General features: G+C 63.2%; 20 protein-coding genes, 2 tRNA genes and 1 other RNA gene. 9 read left to right on the forward strand and 14 right to left on the reverse strand.

Annotated elements, in window-relative coordinates; translation table 11 throughout:
• Positions 1-192 precede the first annotated feature (192 nt).
• The 4 genes from ABB27_RS13370 to dnaX form a co-directional block, all read right to left on the reverse strand.
• A complete protein-coding gene (locus ABB27_RS13370) occupies positions 193-540 on the reverse strand; it encodes a histidine triad nucleotide-binding protein (RefSeq protein WP_057629294.1) in 348 nt (115 codons plus the stop codon).
• Between the two features lie 50 nt (positions 541-590).
• The gene (gene recR, locus ABB27_RS13375) at positions 591-1,190 is read right to left on the reverse strand and encodes a recombination mediator RecR (protein ID WP_057629295.1); all 600 of its coding nucleotides are present in this window, start codon (positions 1,188-1,190) and stop codon (positions 591-593) included.
• A gap of 107 nt (positions 1,191-1,297) precedes the next feature.
• Positions 1,298-1,618: a YbaB/EbfC family nucleoid-associated protein gene (locus tag ABB27_RS13380; protein ID WP_057629296.1), complete on the reverse strand. Its 321-nt coding sequence runs from the start codon at positions 1,616-1,618 to the stop codon at positions 1,298-1,300.
• 5 nt (positions 1,619-1,623) lie between these two features.
• Entirely contained in the window at positions 1,624-3,624 is a 2,001-nt protein-coding gene (gene dnaX / locus ABB27_RS13385; protein ID WP_057629297.1) for a DNA polymerase III subunit gamma/tau, read from the reverse strand.
• Between the two features lie 138 nt (positions 3,625-3,762).
• Here dnaX and ABB27_RS13390 point away from each other — a divergent pair.
• Positions 3,763-3,855, forward strand: a tRNA-Ser gene (locus ABB27_RS13390).
• Between the two features lie 714 nt (positions 3,856-4,569).
• Here the strand turns inward: ABB27_RS13390 and ABB27_RS13400 are convergent.
• A complete protein-coding gene (locus ABB27_RS13400; protein ID WP_057629299.1) occupies positions 4,570-6,042 on the reverse strand; it encodes a DNA sulfur modification protein DndB in 1,473 nt (490 codons plus the stop codon).
• 93 nt (positions 6,043-6,135) lie between these two features.
• Between ABB27_RS13400 and ABB27_RS19745 the strand changes: the two genes are divergently transcribed.
• The gene (locus tag ABB27_RS19745) at positions 6,136-6,402 is read left to right on the forward strand and encodes a hypothetical protein (RefSeq protein WP_152984580.1); all 267 of its coding nucleotides are present in this window, start codon (positions 6,136-6,138) and stop codon (positions 6,400-6,402) included.
• A gap of 478 nt (positions 6,403-6,880) precedes the next feature.
• On the opposite strand, the gene ABB27_RS13405 is transcribed toward ABB27_RS19745, so the two are convergent.
• Positions 6,881-7,459: an acetyltransferase gene (locus ABB27_RS13405; protein ID WP_343123564.1), complete on the reverse strand. Its 579-nt coding sequence runs from the start codon at positions 7,457-7,459 to the stop codon at positions 6,881-6,883.
• Positions 7,460-7,658: 199 nt separating this feature from the next.
• Here ABB27_RS13405 and ABB27_RS13410 point away from each other — a divergent pair, with 199 nt between their 5' ends.
• The gene (locus tag ABB27_RS13410) at positions 7,659-10,010 is read left to right on the forward strand and encodes a GH92 family glycosyl hydrolase (RefSeq protein ID WP_057629301.1); all 2,352 of its coding nucleotides are present in this window, start codon (positions 7,659-7,661) and stop codon (positions 10,008-10,010) included.
• A gap of 241 nt (positions 10,011-10,251) precedes the next feature.
• A complete protein-coding gene (locus tag ABB27_RS13415) occupies positions 10,252-10,704 on the forward strand; it encodes a GNAT family N-acetyltransferase (protein ID WP_057629302.1) in 453 nt (150 codons plus the stop codon).
• Between the two features lie 8 nt (positions 10,705-10,712).
• Here ABB27_RS13415 and sugE read toward each other — a convergent pair whose 3' ends face one another.
• Positions 10,713-11,030 carry a quaternary ammonium compound efflux SMR transporter SugE gene (gene sugE / locus ABB27_RS13420; protein ID WP_057629303.1) on the reverse strand — a complete coding sequence of 106 codons (318 nt, stop codon included), beginning with the start codon at positions 11,028-11,030 and terminating at the stop codon, positions 10,713-10,715.
• A 311-nt stretch (positions 11,031-11,341) separates the two neighbouring features.
• Between sugE and ffs the strand changes: the two genes are divergently transcribed.
• An RNA gene (gene ffs / locus ABB27_RS19390) (signal recognition particle sRNA small type) lies at positions 11,342-11,438 on the forward strand.
• Positions 11,439-11,829: 391 nt separating this feature from the next.
• On the opposite strand, the gene ABB27_RS13425 is transcribed toward ffs, so the two are convergent.
• Positions 11,830-12,594 (reverse strand): MBL fold metallo-hydrolase, encoded by a 765-nt coding sequence (locus tag ABB27_RS13425; RefSeq protein WP_057629304.1) that lies wholly within the window; start codon positions 12,592-12,594, stop codon positions 11,830-11,832.
• A gap of 1 nt (position 12,595) precedes the next feature.
• Positions 12,596-13,345: a 3-deoxy-D-manno-octulosonic acid kinase gene (locus tag ABB27_RS13430; RefSeq protein WP_057629325.1), complete on the reverse strand. Its 750-nt coding sequence runs from the start codon at positions 13,343-13,345 to the stop codon at positions 12,596-12,598.
• A 21-nt stretch (positions 13,346-13,366) separates the two neighbouring features.
• Here ABB27_RS13430 and ABB27_RS13435 point away from each other — a divergent pair, with 21 nt between their 5' ends.
• Positions 13,367-14,413, forward strand: a complete 1,047-nt coding sequence (locus ABB27_RS13435; protein ID WP_057629305.1) for a glycosyltransferase family 9 protein — start codon at positions 13,367-13,369, stop codon at positions 14,411-14,413.
• Positions 14,414-14,800: 387 nt separating this feature from the next.
• On the opposite strand, the gene ABB27_RS13440 is transcribed toward ABB27_RS13435, so the two are convergent.
• Together ABB27_RS13440 and ABB27_RS13445 are read right to left on the reverse strand one after the other, a co-directional pair.
• Complete coding sequence (locus tag ABB27_RS13440; RefSeq protein ID WP_057629306.1) at positions 14,801-15,199, reverse strand: DUF6165 family protein; 399 nt, start codon at positions 15,197-15,199, stop codon at positions 14,801-14,803.
• Positions 15,200-15,310: 111 nt separating this feature from the next.
• A tRNA-Ser gene (locus tag ABB27_RS13445) sits at positions 15,311-15,401 on the reverse strand.
• A gap of 203 nt (positions 15,402-15,604) precedes the next feature.
• Here ABB27_RS13445 and ABB27_RS13450 point away from each other — a divergent pair.
• On the forward strand, positions 15,605-16,309 hold the full coding sequence (locus ABB27_RS13450; RefSeq protein WP_057629307.1) for a PP2C family protein-serine/threonine phosphatase: 705 nt from the start codon (positions 15,605-15,607) through the stop codon (positions 16,307-16,309).
• 51 nt (positions 16,310-16,360) lie between these two features.
• On the opposite strand, the gene dnaQ is transcribed toward ABB27_RS13450, so the two are convergent.
• From dnaQ to ABB27_RS13465, 3 genes are read right to left on the reverse strand one after another with little or no spacing between them, the layout of a single operon-like run.
• Positions 16,361-17,089 (reverse strand): DNA polymerase III subunit epsilon, encoded by a 729-nt coding sequence (gene dnaQ, locus ABB27_RS13455; RefSeq protein ID WP_057629308.1) that lies wholly within the window; start codon positions 17,087-17,089, stop codon positions 16,361-16,363.
• 8 nt (positions 17,090-17,097) lie between these two features.
• Positions 17,098-17,550, reverse strand: coding sequence for a ribonuclease HI (rnhA, locus tag ABB27_RS13460; protein WP_057629309.1), 453 nt, complete (start codon positions 17,548-17,550; stop codon positions 17,098-17,100).
• Positions 17,551-17,565: 15 nt separating this feature from the next.
• The gene (locus ABB27_RS13465; protein WP_244479235.1) at positions 17,566-18,114 is read right to left on the reverse strand and encodes a class I SAM-dependent methyltransferase; all 549 of its coding nucleotides are present in this window, start codon (positions 18,112-18,114) and stop codon (positions 17,566-17,568) included.
• Positions 18,115-18,230: 116 nt separating this feature from the next.
• Between ABB27_RS13465 and gloB the strand changes: the two genes are divergently transcribed.
• Positions 18,231-18,995, forward strand: a complete 765-nt coding sequence (gloB, locus tag ABB27_RS13470) for a hydroxyacylglutathione hydrolase (protein WP_057629311.1) — start codon at positions 18,231-18,233, stop codon at positions 18,993-18,995.
• Entirely contained in the window at positions 18,992-20,224 is a 1,233-nt protein-coding gene (locus ABB27_RS13475; RefSeq protein WP_057629312.1) for a lytic transglycosylase domain-containing protein, read from the forward strand. Before gloB ends, ABB27_RS13475 begins: the two co-directional genes overlap by 4 nt.
• The last annotated feature ends 522 nt before the right edge of the window (positions 20,225-20,746 follow it).

Raw genomic sequence — 20,746 nt, forward strand, 5'->3', positions numbered from 1 at the left:
GGAGGGAGCGCAGCCCGCCATGCTCCCTTTTTTTGTGGGAACGGCGTAAGCCGCGAAGATAAAGATCCTTCCGCCACGAACTACATCCCGCAACCAACAGCTGTTTGGCTGAGCCAAAGGGATCGGCCGTTGTTTTGTTGTTGTCAGCTTCGCGGCTTACGCCGCTCCCACAATCAACACAACAGCATCAAATCACGCGCCGAAATGCCCCAGCGGCGCGCCGGCCAGCAGATGCAGATGGATGTGGAATACGGTCTGGCCGGCATCTTCGCGGCAGTTCATGACGATGCGGTAGCCGTTCTCGGCAAACCCTTCCTGGCGCGCATAGGCGGCGGCCGCCAAGGCCAGCTTGCCGATCAGGTGCGCCTGCGTCGGCTGCAGATCATCCAGGGTCGGGATGACCTCGTTCTTCGGGATGAAAAGCACATGCACCGGCGCCTGCGGGGCGATGTCCTTGAAGCCCAGCACGTCCTCGTCTTCGTAAACGATGGCGGCGGGAATTTCGCGGCGGATGATCTTGCCGAAAATGGTGTCGCTCATGGAAAGGCTCGCTGCAGTAAACGGCCTACAGCTTACAACCCCGGCGCGGCTTATTCGCCGACTTCGCTGCGGCTGCCGAAGGCATGCGACAAGGTGCCGCGGTCCACGTATTCCAGCTCGCCGCCCAGCGGCAGGCCCTGCGCCAGACGGCTGGGGCGCACCTTGTTGCGGCGTGCCAGCTGCGCCAGGTAATGCGCGGTGGCCTCACCTTCGACGGTGGAGTTGGTGGCGATGATCAGCTCAGTGACTTCGCCCTGCGCCAAGCGCGCTTCAAGCTGATCCAGGCCCAGTTCGCGCGGGCCGATGCCATCCAGCGGCGACAAGCGCCCCTGCAGCACGTAGTACACACCGCGATAGCTGGTGGCATGTTCAATCGCCAAACGATCGGCCGGTGATTCGATCACACACAGCATCTGCCGCTCGCGGCTGCTGCTGGCGCAGACCGGGCACAGCTCGGTTTCGCTGAAATCGCGGCATTGCTTGCAATGGCCGATCTTCTCGATGGCCTCGGCCAGCACGTCCGACAGACGCTGGCCCCCATCGCGGGCGCGCTCAAGCACGTGGTAGGCCATGCGCTGGGCCGTCTTCTGGCCAACACCGGGCAACACCCGGAAGGCTTCGATCAGTTGTTCCAGCAGCGGCAGGCTCATCGCAACGGTCTCATCACAGCAGGCGTATCGCTAAAACAAACGCGCGAAGCCCGGAGGCTTCGCGGCGCGGGGACGTGCATGCGCCGGGCGAGCCGGCGCCGGCCACATCAGAACGGCAGCTTCATGCCCGGCGGCAGCTTCATGCCGGCCGTGGCCGAGCCCATGCGGCTCTGCGATTCGGCGTCGATCTTGTTGGCGGCATCGTTGAACGCGGCTGCGATCAGGTCTTCGGCCATTTCCGGATCGCTCAGCACCGACGGATCGATACGCACCTTGCGGCACTCCTTGGTGCCGCTCAGGGTCACGCTGACCATGCCGCCGCCGGCGCTGCCGGTGACTTCCAACTTGGCGATTTCTTCCTGGGCCTTCTGCAGGTTTTCCTGCATTTTCTGGGCCTGCTGCATCATTTGGGCGATATTGCCGCGCATGCTGTTTACTCTTTGAAGGGACGGATGGAATCGGCCACGACCCGTGCACCCTGCTGTAACAGCTGTTGCACCTGGGGGTCGGCCATGAACACGGCTTCGGCCGCTGTTTGCTGTTCACCGCGCTGGCGATCAGCGCGTTCGTGCAAGGTCTCGGCCTGGACGTTGCCGGTTTCAATGAGGATCTTAGGCGTGCTGCCCAAGGCCTGCGAGAGTGCCTGCGCCAAGGCATTCAAGGCGCGCTCAGACTGCAGGTACTCAAAGCCCGGCAACAAGGCCAACCGCAGCACACCGTGCTGGAAGCTGACAAAGGCTGCATTGGCCGCCAACTCACGCGAAGGCCCGGTCAGGCTGCTATCGGCAACCAGATCCAACCACTGCTCGGCATCGTTCAAGGCGCGGCCAACCGATGCCGGTACCGCCGGTTCGATGGCGATACCGCTGGGACGTGCCGGCGCGGCCGGCTGAACCGGCCGCGCTGCGACTACCGGCGCGGGCTTGGGCATTTCCGGCGCTGGCGACGACGGCTCCGGCATCGCCATTTCAGCGGCCATCGCCTCGTCACGTGCATTCGTTTCCGCAGCCTCGACCGCCCACGGCGGCAGATCTTCGTCGGCGGCTGCGGGCTTGGCGGCTTGCGCCGGGACCGGTGCGGCTACCGGCGCCTGCACAGGCTCGGGCGTGACCGTGGCGACTTCCAGCACTGGTTCAGGCGCGGCTTGCGGCGGCGCGACTGGTGCCGCTGCGGGCATCGGTTCGGGTTTGGATTCGGGGGCTGGCTGCACAGGCGCTGCTACAGCCGGTACGGCCTGCGCTTCGACTGGCTTGGCTGCCTGCGCTTGTGAACCCGCAGCGGCCGGCGTGGCCTGGCTGCTGCCCATACCTGCGCCAGCACCCGGTGCGCCACCTTCCGGCATTGCCGGTACCGCGCCCGCCGGGCGGAAGGCCAGCATGCGCAGTACGGCCATTTCAAAGCCCGCACGCGGACTGGGCGCCAGATGCAGGTCGCGACGGCCACCCAGGGCCATCTGATACCAGAGCTGCACCACTTCCGGGCGCAGGCGTTGTGCAAAGGCCACGGCATCGATGCCTTCGCCCGGCACCGACGCGCCCGGCACCAGCTGCTGCACCTGGATGCGATGCAGGCCTTCGGCCAGCGCATCCAGCACACCACTCCAGTCCGGCGAGAACTCTGCCAGCCCGGCAACCACCTGCAGCAGACGCGCGCCTTCGCCATCGGCCAGGGCATCAAGCATGGCCGCAACCTGGGTGCGGTCCACCGTACCCAGCATGGTGCGCACCACGTCGTCGCGCAGCGCGCCGCCGGCATAGGCAATGGACTGGTCCAGCAGCGACAAGCCGTCGCGCAGCGAGCCATCGGCCGCACGCGCCAGCTGCACGATGGCGCTGTCGTCGAATTCAATCTGCTCGGCGGTCATGATCCGGGTCATCTGCCCACGGATCTGCTCCTCGTCCAGCCGCTTCAGGTTGAACTGCAGGCAGCGGCTGAGCACGGTGACCGGCAGCTTCTGCGGGTCGGTAGTGGCCAGCAGGAACTTCACGTGTTCCGGCGGCTCTTCCAGCGTCTTCAGCAGCGCATTGAACGCTGCCTTGGAGAGCATGTGCACTTCGTCGATCAGGTAGACCTTGTACTGCCCGCGCGAGGGCATGTACTGGGCGTTCTCGATCACCTCGCGCACGTCATCCACGCCGGTATTGGACGCGGCATCGATTTCCAGCAGGTCGATGTAGCGGCCGGCGTCGATATCCAGGCAGGCCCGGCACTGACCGCAGGGGTCGGCGCTGGTGCCGTTCTCGCAGTTCAGCGATTTGGCGAAGATGCGGGCAATGGTGGTCTTGCCGACACCCCGGGTGCCGGTAAACAAAAAGGCGTGGTGGACGCGGCCACTGTCGAGCGCATTGCTGAGCGCGCGAACCACGTGTTCCTGGCCCACCAACTCGGCAAAACGCTTCGGACGCCACTTGCGGGCAAGGACGAGATAGGACATCAGGCAACCGTCTTCATCTGAAGCCCCATTGTGCCATGGCCGGCCCATCCGCCAGCACCCGCTCAGGGGGTGCTTGTGAACGGCCGCCAGTCCCTATAGAATCCACGCCCCTGCCGAGGCATTAGCGCGGCAGGATCCGGAGAGGTGTCCGAGTGGTTGAAGGAGCACGCCTGGAAAGTGTGTAAGCGTCTAAACCGCGCTTCGGGGGTTCGAATCCCCCTCTCTCCGCCAGATAACTGAAAAAGCCGTCCCTTGTGGGCGGCTTTTTCAGTTATTGGACGAAAAGCATGGGCGATGAGAGCCCCAATGGGTTCGACCGCCGGCGTAGCCGGTGGGACGGCGCAGCCGCCCGAAGGGTGAAGGTGCGCAGCACCGAATCAATCCCCCTCTCTCCGCCAGATAAATGAAAAAGCCGTCCCTTGTGGGCGGCTTTTTCATTTATTGGACAGAAAGCATGGGCGATGAGAGCCCCAATGGGTTCGACCGCCGGCGCAGCCGGTGGGACGGCGCAGCCGCCCAAAGGGGGAAGGTGCGAAGCACCGAATCAACTGCGCCGCAACTTCGACGGACACGGGGAGATCAGGCGCAACCTTCACACACATGATCCACGCCTGGCGCATGCGTGGTCAGGTGCGTTGTTGCTCACCTACCGTGCGGCCATTGCTCGCATGGAGAAGACCAGTAGGGAGTGGCGGGAAAAGGACGATGACGAACGCAGGCCTATCAACTCCATTACTCCGACGCCTCGGCCTTCTGCCTGGGCCAATACGGCACGCTGGTCTTGATCACGGCTGGAATGCCTGACGAGCTGCTCGTCGAGGGCGCGGGCCTCCTGGCAGGACCTCGGCTCCAATAACGCGACAGGGGCGAAAATCCGCCCCCGCCGTTTCATACTAGTTGCGTCAATGGTGGACTAGAACACTCTCAACATCGTGCTGCGGCAGTTCAATCAGCATTCGCCCTACGGCTCGGCAAACCCGTCGCCCAGCGCAGCATGTCACCAAGGATCGGAAAAATGTCGTTGTGCTTGGCGCCGAAACGCATGAAATCACCCTGCTTGGAACCGATATCCCGATTCACTCCGGGAACCTCTTCGGGGAGGTAGTCGGCCAAGCCAGCCAATCCCTTGTCCAGGCGCTCACCGGGACTCAATCCGTAGAAGTTCCACATCGGGTTGTCATGGGAAAAGTCCACAGACGGAAGACGCTCCAAGAACTGCTGAAACTGCTCTTCAGCGTCTGCGGGCTTGCGGTTGCTGAAGTTCAAGTCGTAAGCGATTTTCGCCATTGCCTTCAAGACGACTGGCTGTGCTGCGACGGTCTTTTCCTTCGCCTGGTGGCTTCCGAAAGCCGGGATCTCGATGATCCTGCTCCACAGGTCAAGCACCGCCTGCTCACGGGGTTCAATGACTGCCGGAGTGGCACCACTGACGTTGCCCTTGTTCAAGAATGCGATGGCGTTGATGGCAACGGAGTCTTTCAGCAGGATAGCGCCGGAGTCCTGGGACCAGTCTTTGGGCTCATTGTCAGTGAGCGCAACACCCAATTCGCCGGACAGCTTGTGCTTGATAAACAGCGTGATGGGGTTAGATCCATCAAACTGAAAAGCAAGCGAGGCGTCCACCTTCTTGCCGAGGCGGTTGAGGTCATGGAAGAGCTGCCGCTCTTGCTCAATGTCAAGCCCGAGATGGACTTCAACCGTCAGCGTGGCGAAATGCCTCGCTGCCTCATAAGCCTCATTCCAGACAAGCATTTCTGCCTCGGAAACAGGTTTGCCTTTCTCCGTGAACAGAACCGCCCCCTTGCCCGGATACTTGCCCAACTGACGAACCTGCTCCAAGAAGGTCATCGCCATATCCGCTGCGTGGCGGCGGTGCTGCCCATCCACGACCCAGAGGGTATGCCGCTCGGACAGGAACACCTTAAACGCCGCCGTTTCACCGCTCGGCGTTTCCAGGCGAAGACCGCGGATACCTCCCGCACCGTTGCCACCCGGGGGAACGTTGCGGATGTTGCAAACGAGCGGTTGCAAGGAGAAGTAGGGCTGCTCACCGAGGATACGAATGAGTGCGTCGAACGTATCCGGCACGGGCTTGCCCGCTGCTATACGCCGCATTTTCGCAGCGGAGATGAGGCCCTTGACCATGTAGATGGCCAACTTCTTCGCATGGCCCTCATCGAGTTGGCGCTGGGCAACCGGGCCAGCTTCGCGGTCATTTGCCACATCAGAAATGTCGGCAAACTTGCGGAAAGGTACGGACATCGTGAAAACGCGATGACCAAGGTTATGACCAATGAAGACATTGAACGGGGTTTCGTTCACATCTCCCGCGTCAGCCAGGCTGTCGAGGGAGTCGAGCCCCTGCGGCACCCCGGTACCGACGATAGGGCTAGGCATTTCACCAATTTTCGGGTACATATAGGCTTCCTGTTAAGTAGTTGATTTGATTGCTGCTGCTGCGCTGTAAAGGCTTCGATTTCTCAGGTCAGTTGCCCCTGGCGCACAGGAATAATGTCCCTGGATGATTATTCTGTCAACAGAATTCTCACCAGGGACGTTTTTATTTTATGCCTGGCGCATAAATCATTGAATGAAAAGGCATTCAAGCCTGACGCAAAGAAAAGAGGGGGCCAGCGTTTGCTGGCGCTGTATGTCTTCTCTTGCTTTTCAATGACTACCGCGCCGAACGCCACGACTGCCGGCATGTGCGCTGACGTTGGTACGTCCGAAGGTACAAACTCTCATCAGGTTGTTCCTCTCGAAAAATCAACGGATTGAGGTGGGAATAGCCCTCCCGTCTCTCCGCCAGATAAAAAAGCAAAGGCCACCCGTTGGGTGGCCTTTGCTTTTTTACTTGGAGGAAAGTATGGGTGATGAGAGCCCCACTGGGTTCGATCGCCGGCTTAGCCGGTGGGACGGCGCAGCCGCCCGAAGGGTGAGATGCGAAGCACCGAATCAATCCCCCTCTCTCCGCCAGATAACTGAAAAAGCCGTCCCTTGTGGGCGGCTTTTTCAGTTATTGGACGGAAAGCATGGGCGATGAGAACCCCAATGGGTTCGACCGCCGGCGTAGCCTGTGGGACGGCGCAGCCGCCCGAAGGGTGAAGGTGCGAAGCACCAAAGAGCTGCTCCATATCGCCAACCCAGGGCGAACGCCAACTCTGACCGTGGTTTGCCAGGATGCGAAACATCCGCGCCCCTTCAGCACTCAAGTAGCGGCAATTCGCCAATGCCCCTGCCTGCGTCTGGATGGAAACTATGCCTTGGCAGCAGGCGCAGACAAACCAGCTTGATACTCAAGATGAATCAGCGGATAGGGCCTGCCCTGGTCATCAAATGGCGAACGGCCCGTGCGCGTGAATCCCAGTTTTTCGTAGAAACCAATCGCTTGAGCATTCTGCTCATTGACGTCGGTAGTCATCCGGGGATGAAGGCCAAGACCGTGGCGCACCAGAGCGGCACCAATTCCAGTGCCCCGGCAGGCCGGGTCCACGAACAGCGCCTGCATATGTCCGTTATCAATGAGCATGAAGGCGAGCGGGTAGTCGCTTGCATCCACCGCAAGCAGGAGCGCCGCTTGAGGAAGAAAACCGCACACCATCTCGTCGATGGCAAGACGGTCTTCCGACAATAGAAAATCATGCGTGGCGTCAACTGCATTCCGCCATATCTCAACGACACGCCCACCGTCTTCAGGCCGGGACTCTCTGATACCTATCATTGCAATGGCTCCCCCTATTTGGAGTTTGTATACAGCTCCCCACGAAGAGGGTTGCTTGCGATGGTTGATGTTGATTGAAGAAACGCCGGCAGAAGGAGAGCTGTAGCGAAACATTCGATGTCGACGTCACAAATCCCCTCGCACGCCCAACCGCGACGGCCACCGTCAGGGCCAGCACCAAGGAACATCCAGCCACAGTTGCAGTTGCAGTTGCAGTTGCAAAGGTCTGCCACTGACTGGCGGGACGAGCACATGCCAGCGCCCTCATCGGCATGCTAGTTTTGCCATATTAGACCGATCCAAAAGGTGCGGGATGAAGCAGCTTGGCGCGACCCTGTTGGTACTTGCAGCAACCGTAGCAACCTCTTCCCTGGCGCCGTCTTCGGCAATGGCGGCCTCACCCGCCGCCAACGAGGCCGCCTACTCCGCCGTGAACCCCTTCATCGGCACTGGCGGCGAAGGACACACCTATCCGGGTGCGACCGTTCCGTACGGCATGGTCCAGCTCTCGCCCGATACCCGCATCCAGTCGCGTAAAGATGGGTACGGCTGGGCTGCGGGCTATCGCTATGACGACAGCACCATCGTCGGCTTCTCGCATACGCACTTCTCCGGCACCGGCCACTCGGATCTGGGTGATCTGCTGCTGATGCCGACTACCGGCGAGCTGAAGCTGGAGCGCGGCAATCCCGATCAGCCCCTGAGCGGCTATACCTCGCGTTTCAGCCATGCCAGCGAGACCGCGCAGCCGGGTTACTACGCGGTGACCTTGGACGACTACAAGGTGCGCGCCGAGCTCACTGCCAGCGCGCGTGTGGGCATGCACCGCTACAGCTTCCCGGCCGGCAAGCCAGCGCATGTCGTGCTGGACCTGCGTACCAGCATGTACGACTACCCGGGCAAGATCCTGTGGTCGCGCTTGCGGGTGCGGGCCGATGGCACGATTACCGGCTTCCGCGAGACGCGTGGCTGGGCGCCGGGCCGGCAGCTGTATTTCGCCATGCGCTTTTCGCAGCCGCTCAGCGGCCATCAACTGCACGACACCGAACAGGATGTCGTCTACAAGGGTTTCCCGCCGCCGGGCGAGAAGGACCCGACGCAGCGCGCGCAGATCGAGGGCCGGCAGTTGGTTGCAGCCTTTGATGTCGCGCCGGAGGCTGGCAAGCCTTTGCTGGTGAAGGTGGCGATCTCGCCGGTCAGCGAGGAAGGCGCGATTGCCAACCTGGATGCGGAAGCGTCGGGTTGGGATTTCGACGGCATGCGCGCGGCGGCGAAACAGCAGTGGAGCGAAGCGCTGGGCGCGGTTGAGGCGCAAGGCAGCGCGGACGAACGCACGCGCTTCTACACCGCGCTGTATCACACGCTGCTCGGGCCGACCTTGTTCATGGACAGCGATGGCCGTTATCGCGGGCCGGACAACGCTGTGCACCAAGCCAAGGGCTGGACCAATTATTCAACCTTCTCGCTGTGGGACACCTACCGCGCCCTGCACCCGTTAGCCACACTCGTGCAGCCGCCACAGCGCACCAATGACTTCGTCAATTCGCTGTTGGCCTCACGCCGCGAAAGCCCTTACGGGGTGCTGCCGGTGTGGTCGTTCCACGGTCTGGAGACCTGGTGCATGATCGGCTACCACGCGGTGCCGGTGATCGCCGATGCCTATATGAAGGGCATCCGCGGCTACGACACCGAAGAGGCCTTGCAGGCGATGGTCGCCAGCGCCAACTACGGCCCGTATGACGGCATCGCGCAGTACCGCGAGCTCGGCTATGTGCCTATCGATGAGGAAGGCGAAGCGGCCAGCAAAACCCTGGAATATGCCTATGACGACTGGACCATCGCGCAGGTGGCCAAGGACATGGGCAAGACCGAAGTGGCGAGCGAGTTCGACAAGCGTGCGGCCAACTGGAAGCATGCCTTCGACCCGGGCACCGGCTTCATGCGTGCGCGCAAGCGCGATGGCAGTTTCCGCGAGCCGTTTGATCCCAGTGCCAGCGGTTATGGCACCGACTTCACCGAGGGCAATGCCTGGCAGTACTCCTGGTATGTGCCACAGGATGTGGCCGGTCTGGCGGCGGCACATGGCGGCAGCGACAAGCTGCTGCAACGCCTGGACGATGTGTTTGAAGCCAAGGTTGACCCGTCCATCTTCGCGCACATGGAAGACATCACCGGCCTGATTGGCTGGTATGCGCATGGCAACGAACCCAGCCATCACGTTGCCTATCTGTATGCACATGCCGGGCAGCCGTGGCGTACGCAGGCGCGGCTGAAGCAGATCATGGATACGCAGTACGCCGCGCGCCCGGATGGTTTGGCGGGCAACGATGATCTTGGGCAGATGTCGGCCTGGTATGTGTTTACCGCGCTGGGTTTCTATCCGGTTACGCCAGGTAGCAACCAATACATCATTGGCCGGCCGTTCCTGCCGCAGGCGACCTTGAATCTGCCTGATGGCAAGCGCTTCAGGATCGTGGCTGACGGGTTGGATGCTGCGCATACGTATGTTGGTTCGGTGAGCCTCAATGGCAGGCCGTTGGATCGGGCTTATGTGACGCACCAGGAGATTGTTGCTGGTGGGGAGCTGCGGTTTGTGATGCAGGCTGAGCCGAACAAGTCTTGGGCTGCTGATGCGGCGACGTTGCCTTATTCGATGTCGCGGTGATTGATATTTGTGCTGTTGGGGTGCGTTGTTCGGCGGCAGAAAGCACGCTTCGCGCTCCCCTCTCCCCAACCCCTCTCCCGCAAGGGGAGAGGGGCTAAAACCACAGCCACAGCCAAAATCACAGCCACAGCCACAGCCACAGCCACAGCCACAGCCACAGCCAAAACCAAAACCAAAACGGGATGCCCCTGCCTGCCCCCTTCCACAAAGAGAAAAGGCAGATGCTGCTAGATTGCCGCGTATGCCGATCCGCCCCTACCAACTCGCTGATGCCGACGCCTGCTTGTCGCTGTTCGAAAGCAATGTGCCCGAGTACTTCACGCTAGCCGAACGCGCTGACTTCGAGCAGTTTCTACGGCGCGATGCGCAGGGTTGCGACTATCAGCTGATCGAGCACGACGATAGTGTTGTCGCCTGCGGCGGCTTGGCGATCCGGGCCGATGGCGTCGCCGTTTTTTGCTGGGGCATGGTCGAGCGCAGCCTGCAGCGGCGGGGTTTGGGCAGGCAATTGAGCCTTGCGCGCTTACAGCAGGCCAGGCAGAACCCGAACGTGAAGCGCATCGAGCTCAGTACCAGCCAACACACACAGGACTTTTACGCGCGGCTCGGTTTCAGCGTGACCCGGGTCGTGGCAGATGGCCACGGCCCGGGGCTGGATGCCGTCGAGATGGTGTTGGTGCTGCGCAACGACTGAAGCCGCTATCAGCTGCTGGAAAGCTTCATCAGCACCAGGCCGCTGACGATCAGCACGGCTGCGCCAATACGCATCGCGCTGATCTGTTCGCCCAGGAAGATGATGCCGATGATGAACGCGCCGACCGCGCCAATACCGGTCCAGATCGTATAGGCGGTACCCAACGGCAAGGTACGCATGGCCAGGGCCAGCAACCAGAAGCTGGCGATCATGCCCACCAGGGTGACGATGCTGGGAACCAGCTTGGTAAAACCGTGGGATTGCTTCATTGCCAGCGCCCAGACGATTTCCAGCACACCGGCGATCACGAGATAGATCCAAGCCATACAGCCTCCTAGAGAAGCCAGGCCGTCCTGGATGAAGTCCCGTGATGGGCGGAGGTCGTCCTCCGTTGGGCGGGCATTCTATCCAAGCCGGACCTTGTGGGCCGCCAAACGGCGGCAGCGGGTTACACGGGGTTCAAGCCGGAAGTCTGGTCGGCTGGTGCATGCATACGTTACAATCGCCGCACACGATCAGGACCTGCTCCAGTTTGTGTCCGGTCCATGAAGCATCGGCGGCTGATGATCCCATCGCCCCGGCCTCTCGTATCGTGAATGGCCGCGCATCGCGCGGCCTAACCGTCTCTATGGTGGCCCCGTCGGCCCCTCGCGACGCTAGGTCGAAAATCCCGCCAGGGCCGGAAGGCAGCAACGGTATCGATCGACGCGGGCGCCGAGGTAAGCCGGCGGGGTCGCCACCTTTTTGGGCCCTTGAAAGTTCCGCCGCTGATGAAGCGGTGATGCTGCCTGTACGCGTTGTGGCCTTGTAGCCCGGGTAAGCGCAGCGCACCCGGGGCTTTGGGCCGGCCAGGACTTCTGCTGGGCAATCGATTGATCGCCGACTACGAATTAGCTTTTTATTGATTGCGAGCTACCCGGCATGCGTCCCGGGTGCGCTGCGCTTACCCGGGCTACGTTGGCTTCGTGGTGATGCCAGCGGAGTTATCCAACTCGGCTCCGGTTTGCCCTCACCCCAGCCCCTCTCCCGCAGGCGGGAGAGGGGCTCGGATATCGTTTCTATTGAGCGACTGACGCGCCGTGAAATTGCGCTGCTTCTACAGCCGCGACAGCTGCAACCTGGGCCTCACCCCTCAAACAGCTCCGCACGCGGCGCCGTTGGCTCAGCCAGTACTACGCACTCGCCCGGCATGGCCACGCGGTGGCCGCGGGCGCGCAGTGCTGCGCCGTCGGCGCTGCTGGCGTAGTGGTAGAGCATCATCCGCGCCTGCGTGGCGGTGTCGTATTCGCGCTCCAGGTCATCCACGCCGGTGTGCGATGGGTTGCCGTGCAGGCCGCAGTCGTGGGCGATCAGTTCGTTGTCGCCGGCAAAGCGCGCCAGCATCTCCGGAATCGGGCGGGTGTCGCCGCTCCATACCAGCGCGCCCTGCAGGCGCAGGCCGTAGGCGGTCTCCGGCCAATGGTGGCGTACCGGGAATACCTCCAGGCGCACGCCTTCATGCCAGAACGCATCGCCCACCACGATCAGCTGGAAGGCATCCCAGAAGTTGGCACCGCCTTCGGCCAGCACGTTCGGGTAGTCCCCTACCCGCTTGTGCAGCAGCGGGACCAGCGGTGCCGGCACGTACAGCCGCACCTTGCCGCGTCGCTGCGGGTTGAAGAAGGCATCCACGAACAGGCGCTCGAAGCCGGCCACGTGGTCCAGATGGATATGGGTGACGAACAAGGCACCGGGCATGGCGCCGTAATGGCTGCGATAGGCGGTCAGGCCTTCGCCGCCGCAATCGATGGTCAGCCACGGTAGGCCGCCATGCTCGATCACCGACATCGGCGAACCCAGCTCCACCGCCGACGCATTGCCGACACCCAGAAAACGCAACGCCCAACTCATCTCACACGCCCCGGTTCCAGGCCAGATCATAGGCGCGGCGCAGCCGCGCATAGTCCTGCTCAACGTCCTCGCGGCTGCGCGCACCGCGCAGCTTCAGCAACGAACGCAGCAGGCGCTTGAGGTTGCGCTCGCGCCAGCGGGTGGCCGGAATGCGCAACACGCCGCGGTCGAAATCAATCAGCCAGCCACGGCCGGCATCGTCAAACAGAATGTTGTGGGCGTTCAGATCGGCATGGTCCAGGCCGGCCCGGTGGAAACGGGCGATCATCCGCCCGGCTTCTTCCCAGGGCGCGGCACGGCCGGTGACCTGCGCGTGATCGGCCAGCGAGCGCACATCTTCCAGCCGCTCCATCAGGATCGCCGCCTCATAGCGCAGGCCCTGCCGCATGTAGAACGCCGCATACGGGCGCGGCACCGGCAGCTTCTGCGCGATCAACTCCCGCATCAGCCGGAATTCGGCAAAACTGCGCGTGCGGTTGGCACCGCGCCACAGGTAGCTGCTACGGCTGAATTTGGCCGCGACGCCACCGCGCAGGTACTGGCGCAGCACGCTGCGGCCGAACGGTGCGTCGATGAACCAGGCCCCGCCACGGCCACCATCGCCGACCTGATGCGCCTTGCTGCCCCACTGCGCAGGCGCGAACAAGCCGGGATCGGCTTGCCGCAGGCGTTCGCGGTCGAACAGAATGGCGCCATAGCCACGACCATCGCGGCAGGGCGTCAGCGCTTCAGTGGCGTCAAATGCGACCATCATCAGCGAGTCTAACAACACATGCCTGCATCGTCCTCCCCACTGTGTCTCTTACGCCTCTCGGCATTGGGCGATGTGACCCATGTGGTTCCGCTGGTGCGCACGCTGCAGCACGGTTTTCCAGGCACGCCGCTGCATTGGGTGATCGACAAGGCCGGCCACAAACTGCTCGATGGCCTGCCCGGGGTCAGCTTCCATATCTACGACAAGAACAGCGGTTTGGCGGGAATGCGTGCGCTGCGTCGCGAATTTCCGCCAGGCCGCTTCGACGCATTGCTGCAGATGCAGGTGGCCGCGCGTGCCAACCTGCTGTCAGCCTTCATTCCGGCCAAGCGCCGCATCGGCTATGACAAGTCGCGCTCAAAGGACCTGCATGGTTTGTTCATCAATGAGCGCATCCCCGACCGCCCGGGCATCCACGTGCTCGACGCCATTGGCAGCTTCTGCGAGCCGCTGGGACTGAAGCAGACAGAGGTCAGCTGGGACCTGGCAACGCCGCCGGAAGCGCACGAGTGGGCACGCGCACAGTGGGACGAGGACGGCCGCCCGGTGCTGATGATCTCGCCCTGCTCCAGCCACCAGCGCCGCAACTGGTATGCCGAGCGCCACGCCGCGCTGGCCGACCATGCGGCAAGCCAGGGTTGGCGGGTGGTGTTGTGCGGCGGCCGCAGCGAGCTGGAGCGCAGCACCAGCGATGCCATCCTCGCCGCGATGAAGCACCCGGCACTGGACCTGGTGGGCAAGGACACGCTCAAGCAGTTGCCCGCCCTGCTGGCCCGCGCCTCCTTGCTGGTGACCCCGGATTCGGGGCCGATGCATATCGCCAACGCGGTGGGCACCAAGGTGCTGGGCCTGCATGCAGCCAGCAACCCGGCGCGCAGCGGCCCCTATTCCGACCGCCGCTATTGCGTGGACCGCTATGACGACGCGGCCCGCCGCTATCTGCACAAGCCGGCCAGCGCGCTGAAATGGGGCACCAAGATCGAGTTCGACGAGGTGATGTCACTGATCACCGTCGATGATGCGATTGCCGCGTTCGAGCGCTATCGCGCCGATCATCCGGGCTGAGAGCCGGCGGTGCAGGAGCGGCGTCAGCTGCGAAGCTGGCATTGCTGCAGCACAGGGCATTTCTGCCATCTGTTGATTTACGAGCTTCGCGGCTTATGCCGCTCCCACAAGGCAGGCTTGGCGCTTGGTGCTGGTTGTGGGAGCTGCGTGAGCTGCGAAGCTGACATAGCTGCAGCGCTGGCAATACCTGCCATCTGATGGCTTACGAGCTTCGCGGCTTATGCCGCTCCCACAAGGCAGGCTTGGCGCTTGGTGCTTGGTTGTGGGAGCTGAGTCAGCGGCGAAGCTGGCCTCGCTGACACACCAGTCATTTCCGCAATCTGGTGATCTATGGGCTTCGCGGCTTACGCCGCTCCTACATGCCGCCCCAGCCCTATTTCGCGCCTTTCAGCCGGCGCGGTAGTCCTGGTACGACTTTTCTTCCACGTAGCTGGAACCCAGCGCCAGGTTGATGGCCTTCTTGATGCGCGCGCGCTCATCGTTCTGGATGTAGACGCTGCGCGCCAGCTGCACGAAGGCATCGTCGAAGGCCTGGGCCTTTTCCTTCAGGCGGATGTCGTCCTCGATGTCCCACAGGCGCTCGTTGACCGCCTTCAGCTCCGTGCGCAGGGCGCTGATGTCCTGCGCTGCGGCTGGATGCGCCGCCCAGGTGCTGTCGAGCGCGCTCAGCTCGTTGCGCACGTTGAGCAGCTTTGCTGCATCGCTCATGCGCTCGGATTTGATCTGCAGGATGGAGATCTTGTCCAGCAACTCACCGAAGGACACGGGGACGAGAATTTCTGACATGGGGCTTACCGATTGGATCAGGCGCTCAGTGTAGCCGCTGCAACCACTCGGCCCTACAGCACCGATTGCCGCAAAGAAAAAAGCCACCCGAAGGTGGCTTTTTCCAGTATCTGGCGGAGAGGGGGGGATTCGAACCCCCGAGGCGCTATTAACGCCTGCCTGATTTCGAGTCAGGTACATTCAACCGCTCTGCCACCTCTCCAGATGGTCCCCGGCGAACCGGGCTGCGAATAATAAAGGGCATCGGCCGCGCCGACAAGCGCTTTTTAACAAAAAGGCACCATCGACGATTCAGCTGCTGCATCCGGCGTCGCAAATCGGTGTCCGCGAGCGCTTGCCGTACACCTCCATGAACGCGATGATGCAGCGACCTTCACCGTTGAAACATAGCCCGCTCGGGCACTCATGATCGAATTTGGACACCTCAGCCATGTCGGCCTGCGCCGCCAGCTCAATGAAGACACCTACTACGGTGACGGCGAGCTGGGGCTGTGGCTGATAGCCGATGGCATGGGCGGCCACGCCTGCGGCGAGGTTGCCAGCGCGCTGGCGCGCGAAACCATCGTCCGCGAAGTCCGCAGCGGTGCTGCGTTGGTGCAGGCCATCCGCACTGCCGACGAAGAAATCATCCGCACCTCGCGCCGACGCAACGACAGCCTGCCGATGGGTACCACCGTGGTGGCCGCGCGCGTGCAGGGCAATCGTTTTGAAGTGGCCTGGGTAGGCGACAGCCGTGCCTATCTGTGGCGCGACGGCAAGCTGGCCCAGCTCAGCCAGGACCACAGCTATGTGCAGGAACTGATCGCACAGGGCACGCTCACCGCCGAGCAGGCCCGCGCCCATCCGCACCGCAACGTGGTAACCCAGGCGCTGGGGGTGACCGATCCGGCCCACCTCAATGTCGCCACCATGACCGGCGAACTGCGCCCGGGCATGCAGCTGCTGATCTGCAGTGACGGCCTCACCGAGGAAGTGGACGATGCCGGCCTCAGCCAGGCGCTGGCGCACGGCGACTGCAGCGCGCAGGAATGCGTGGATGCACTGGTTGCCGCCGCGTTGGATGGCGGCGGCTCGGACAACATCACCGCCATCCTGGTCCGCTGCCACTAAGGCGACGGACCAGCGGCTCTACTCCGCCAGCCCAAACCGGGCCGGCGCGACTCAGGCCGGCTCGCTCGCGGCCGGTACCGGCTCACCATCCCACCAGGCGTGACCGGCCTTCTTGCGCAACCGGGCCAGGCGCGCTTCGTGCGCTTCCTGTTCGGATGCGGTAACCAGCACGCGCGGCCGTGGCAGCAGCACCGAGGCATCAAATGCCTGGGCGACGCCGCCGGCATTGCCTGACTCTGCTTCCGGCTGACCAAAGCCGATCTCTTCCTGGCCCGACGTCAGCGCGATATAGACATCAGCCAGGATCTGCGCATCGAGCAGGCCGCCATGCAGGGTGCGGTGGGCGTTGTCCACGCCCAGGCGCCGGCACAGCGCATCCAGCGAATTGCGCTGGCCCGGGAAGCGCTCGCGCGCCATGGCCAGGGTATCGGTCACCGTCACCCGGCTGGCCAGGCGGCCCTTGCCGGCCAGGCTCATCTCGTTCTCAAGGAAGCCCATATCGAACGAGGCGTTGTGGATGATCAGCTCGGCACCATCCACGTAGGCCAGGAACTCATCCACCACTTCCTCGAAGCGCGGCTTGTCGGCAAGGAAATCCAGCGACAGGCCGGTGACTTCCGCCGCGCCGGATTCAAAGTCGCAATCCGGCTTCAGGTAACGGTGGAAATTGTTGCCGCTGGGGCGCCGCTCAAGCAGCTCCACGCAGCCGATTTCGACCACACGGTTACCCTTCTTCCATTCCAGGCCGGTGGTTTCGGTATCAAGGACAATCTGGCGCATCGCTTACCTCAGTTGCTCGCGGCGCCAGCGCGCACGCGGATTGCAGCATCGCGGGCCAGCTGGTCCACGCGTTCGTTGTCCGGGTCACCGGAGTGGCCCTTGACCCAGCGCCAGTCGATCTGATGCCGCTGGGTGGCCTCGTGCAGGCGCTCCCACAGGTCGCGGTTCTTGACCTGGTCACCGCCCGCAGTCTTCCAGTTGCGCCGCACCCAACTCGGCATCCACTCGGTGATGCCCTGGCGCACGTACTGCGAATCAGTGAACAGAATGATGTTGCAGGGCTCGCTGAGCGTTTCCAGGCCCATGATCGCAGCCATCAACTCCATCCGGTTGTTGGTGGTATGGCCTTCGCCACCGGACAGTTCGCGCTCATGGCCCTTGTAGCGCAACAAGGCGCCCCAGCCGCCAGGCCCGGGATTGCCGAGGCAGGCGCCATCGGTATGTACTTCAATTGACTTCATAGTGTTCCGTTGAATTCAGGTCGCCACCGGGCCGCGCCAACTGACGCGACTGGCCTTGATCGGGCCGATGAAAGCCTCGGTGCGTTTTTCAGCTTCCAGCACGCACAACGCGCGCAGGGCCGGCAGAGCCGTGCCCGGGGTAGTACCCGTCTGCGTCCACAGCGGGCCATAGTGCCGCAAGGAGCGACATCGTATGCCTTGTCGCTGCAATAGTGTCCTGCAACCGGTCACCGATGGTGGCCGTGCACCCTGCCATTGCCAGTGCGCGCGGTACGGGCTGCAGCGGTTGAGTACGGTCATCCAGATCCGCCCACCCGGCATCAACACCCGCGCGCATTCGGACAACAGCGGCTCCAGCTCTTCGGCCGCCGGGTGTTCGATGACGATGGCCTTGACCGATTCGCTGGGCAGCGGCAGCGGCAAGGCACAGCGCATGTCCCCTGCCCAACCGGGCGCCAGCGGGTTGCGGTGCAGGCGCAGTCCACGCCCCTGTGGCACCAGCTCCGGCAGCCAGGCGGCGCTGGGGGCCAGCCACAGCCACGACGGCGAGGGAAATCCGCGCATCTGTTCAGACAGCAGCCGCTGCTCCCACTCCCGCATCGCCTGCGCCCCGGCTTTCTCAAACCAGGGCGAGACTGCAGCTTGACGGGGGGACGGGGCGGCAGGCATTTTCCAATTCTATGCGACTGATCGCCCTGCCCGCATTCCAGGACAACTACATCTGGGCGTTGCAAACACCCGATGAGCGCACGATTTTCGTCGACCCAGGCCAGGCCGGGCCGGTATTGGAAGCCGCCGCGCAAGGCATGCAGCCTGCTGGCGTCCTGCTCACCCATCACCACGACGACCATATCGGCGGGGTGGCGGAGCTGCGCCAGCGCTGGCCGCGGCTGCGGGTGATGGCGCCGCACGATGAACGCATCGCTTTGGATTGTGAACGAGTCAGCGAGGGCGACAAGGTAGAATTGTCTGGCTTCGGCTTCACCGTGATGGAAGTCCCCGGTCACACCCGGAGCCATATTGCCTACTACGGCCACGACCATTTGTTCTGTGGCGACATGTTGTTCAGCTTGGGCTGTGGACGCATGTTTGAAGGTACGCCGGCCCAGATGTTGGCCTCGCTACGGCGAATGGCCGCCCTGCCCCCACAGACACTGGTCTGCTGCGGGCACGAATACACGCTGGCCAATGCCGTGTTTGCGCGGCATGTCGACCCCACCAACGCGGCATTGCAACGCCGCCAACAGGAAGCCTCGGACATGCGCAGCAGTTCTCGTCCTACCGTTCCCGCCGTATTGGCCGGTGAACTCCAATGCAATCCATATCTGCGTACCACCGATACCGCCATCGTCGCAGCGATCGCGGCGCGGCTTGGTCGCGCACCCACTGATGAAGTGGAAGTCTTCGCCGAATTGCGGCGGTGGAAAGACGGTTTTACCGCATGAGGCGGCTCTGTCTGCCGTTGGCGCTGGGAATGTTGTTGGGCACGGGCAGCGGCACGCTGGCCGCCCAGGGCCTTCCGATCAGCGCCGGCATGACCCAGAACGTCGCTGCGCTGACCGCGCTGCCGCTGGACCCGGCCTCGCTGCCGCCAGCCACCACCCGCAACGGCCGCGAGATCTTCGCCAACTTCCGTGAAGGCCTGGCCGCACCGCAATGCGACGCCGAAGCCACCAGCGCACGCTGGCGCAAGCAGTTCTCGCACGCCCCGTCGCGGCTGGGCAATGTCGAGGACGACGCGCTGCCGCTGTTTGGCTATGTCGTCGATGAACTGCGCGCGGCCAACCTGCCGACCGAGTTCGCGCTGATCCCGTTCGTCGAAAGCGGCTACCGCCCGGGCGCACGCAACGCCAGCGGCCCGGCCGGGCTGTGGCAGTTCATCGCCACGACCGCACGCAACCACCGCGTGCCGATGGAAAAGGGCTATGACGGTCGTCTATCGGCAGTGGATTCCACCCGCGCGGCGGTGCGCTACCTGAAAACCCTGCACGGCATGTTCGCTGGCGACTGGCAGTTGGCGGTGATGGCCTACAACGCCGGTGAGTACCGCATCCTGCAGTCACTGCGGCGTGGCGGCATGAATGCCCAGAACGCCACTGCCTCCGAGCTGCCGGGCCTGTCGCCGATCACCTATGCCTATGTCGAGAAGCTGCACGCGCTGGCCTGCGTGCTGGAGCAGGCCGAACACGAGCCGGACCTGATGGCCTCGCTGGACCGGCAGGTGCCGATCCTGAAGGGCCACACCCTGCCCGCCAACACCACGTTGGCCGCCTGGTCGGCGCAGAACGCACTGGACCCGGCCCGCATCGCCCGGCTCAATCCGGCCCTGACCAGTTCGCGCTCCGGCACTCGAGTGCTGGCGCCAGCCGCCGCCATTGGCGGCGTCGAGAGCGACAACCGCGACAGCGTGCTGGTGGCCACCCGCGACGCGGAACCTGCAGCTGCTCCGGCAGCCACAGTTGCCAAGGCCAACAGTCGCCCGGCAGTGGCTGCGCGCAGCGTGGCATCGGCCAGCAGCAATGGCCGCCGCCATACCGTGCGCAGCGGTGAATCGGCCTGGACCATCGCCCGTCGCTACGGCATTTCGGTCAAGACCCTGCTGTCATCCAACAACCTCGATGCCAGCGCCGTGCTGAAGCCCGGCATGGTGTTGCGTTACGAGGAAGTGCGCTAAGCCTGCGACGGTTGTAGGAGCGGCGTAAGCCGCGAAGCTGGAGGCAACCGAATTGCCGCAATCTGCGCGACCAGATGGATGAACGGGTTCGCAGCTGATGCCGCTACCGCAAGCAAACCAGAAGCCCGGCCAATGGCCGGGCTTCTGCGTTTCATGTAGTGCCGAGCCATGCTCGGCAGAAGCATTACCGATAACCCCGTTGTAGGAGCGGCGTAAGCCGCGAAGCTGGGGGTAATGAAATTGCCGGAATGCCTCCAATCGGATGGATCGTCAGCTTCGCGGCTCACGCCGCTCCCACAGCTATCGGCTGGCACGCTGGGAATGCTCCTGCCGAGCATGGCTCGGCACTACAAAGGCCGCGCTTGTGGGAGCGGTGTCAGCCGCGAAGCATGGGGCAAATAAATTGCCGGCATGCCCGCATCGGATGGATCGTTAGTTTCGCGGCTCACGCCGCTCCTACAGCTATCGGCTGGCGCGCCGGTAATGCCCCTGCCGAGCATGGCTCGGCACTACAAACGCAAA

It is taken from the genome of Stenotrophomonas terrae (genome assembly GCF_001431465.1).
Lineage (GTDB): Bacteria > Pseudomonadota > Gammaproteobacteria > Xanthomonadales > Xanthomonadaceae > Stenotrophomonas > Stenotrophomonas terrae.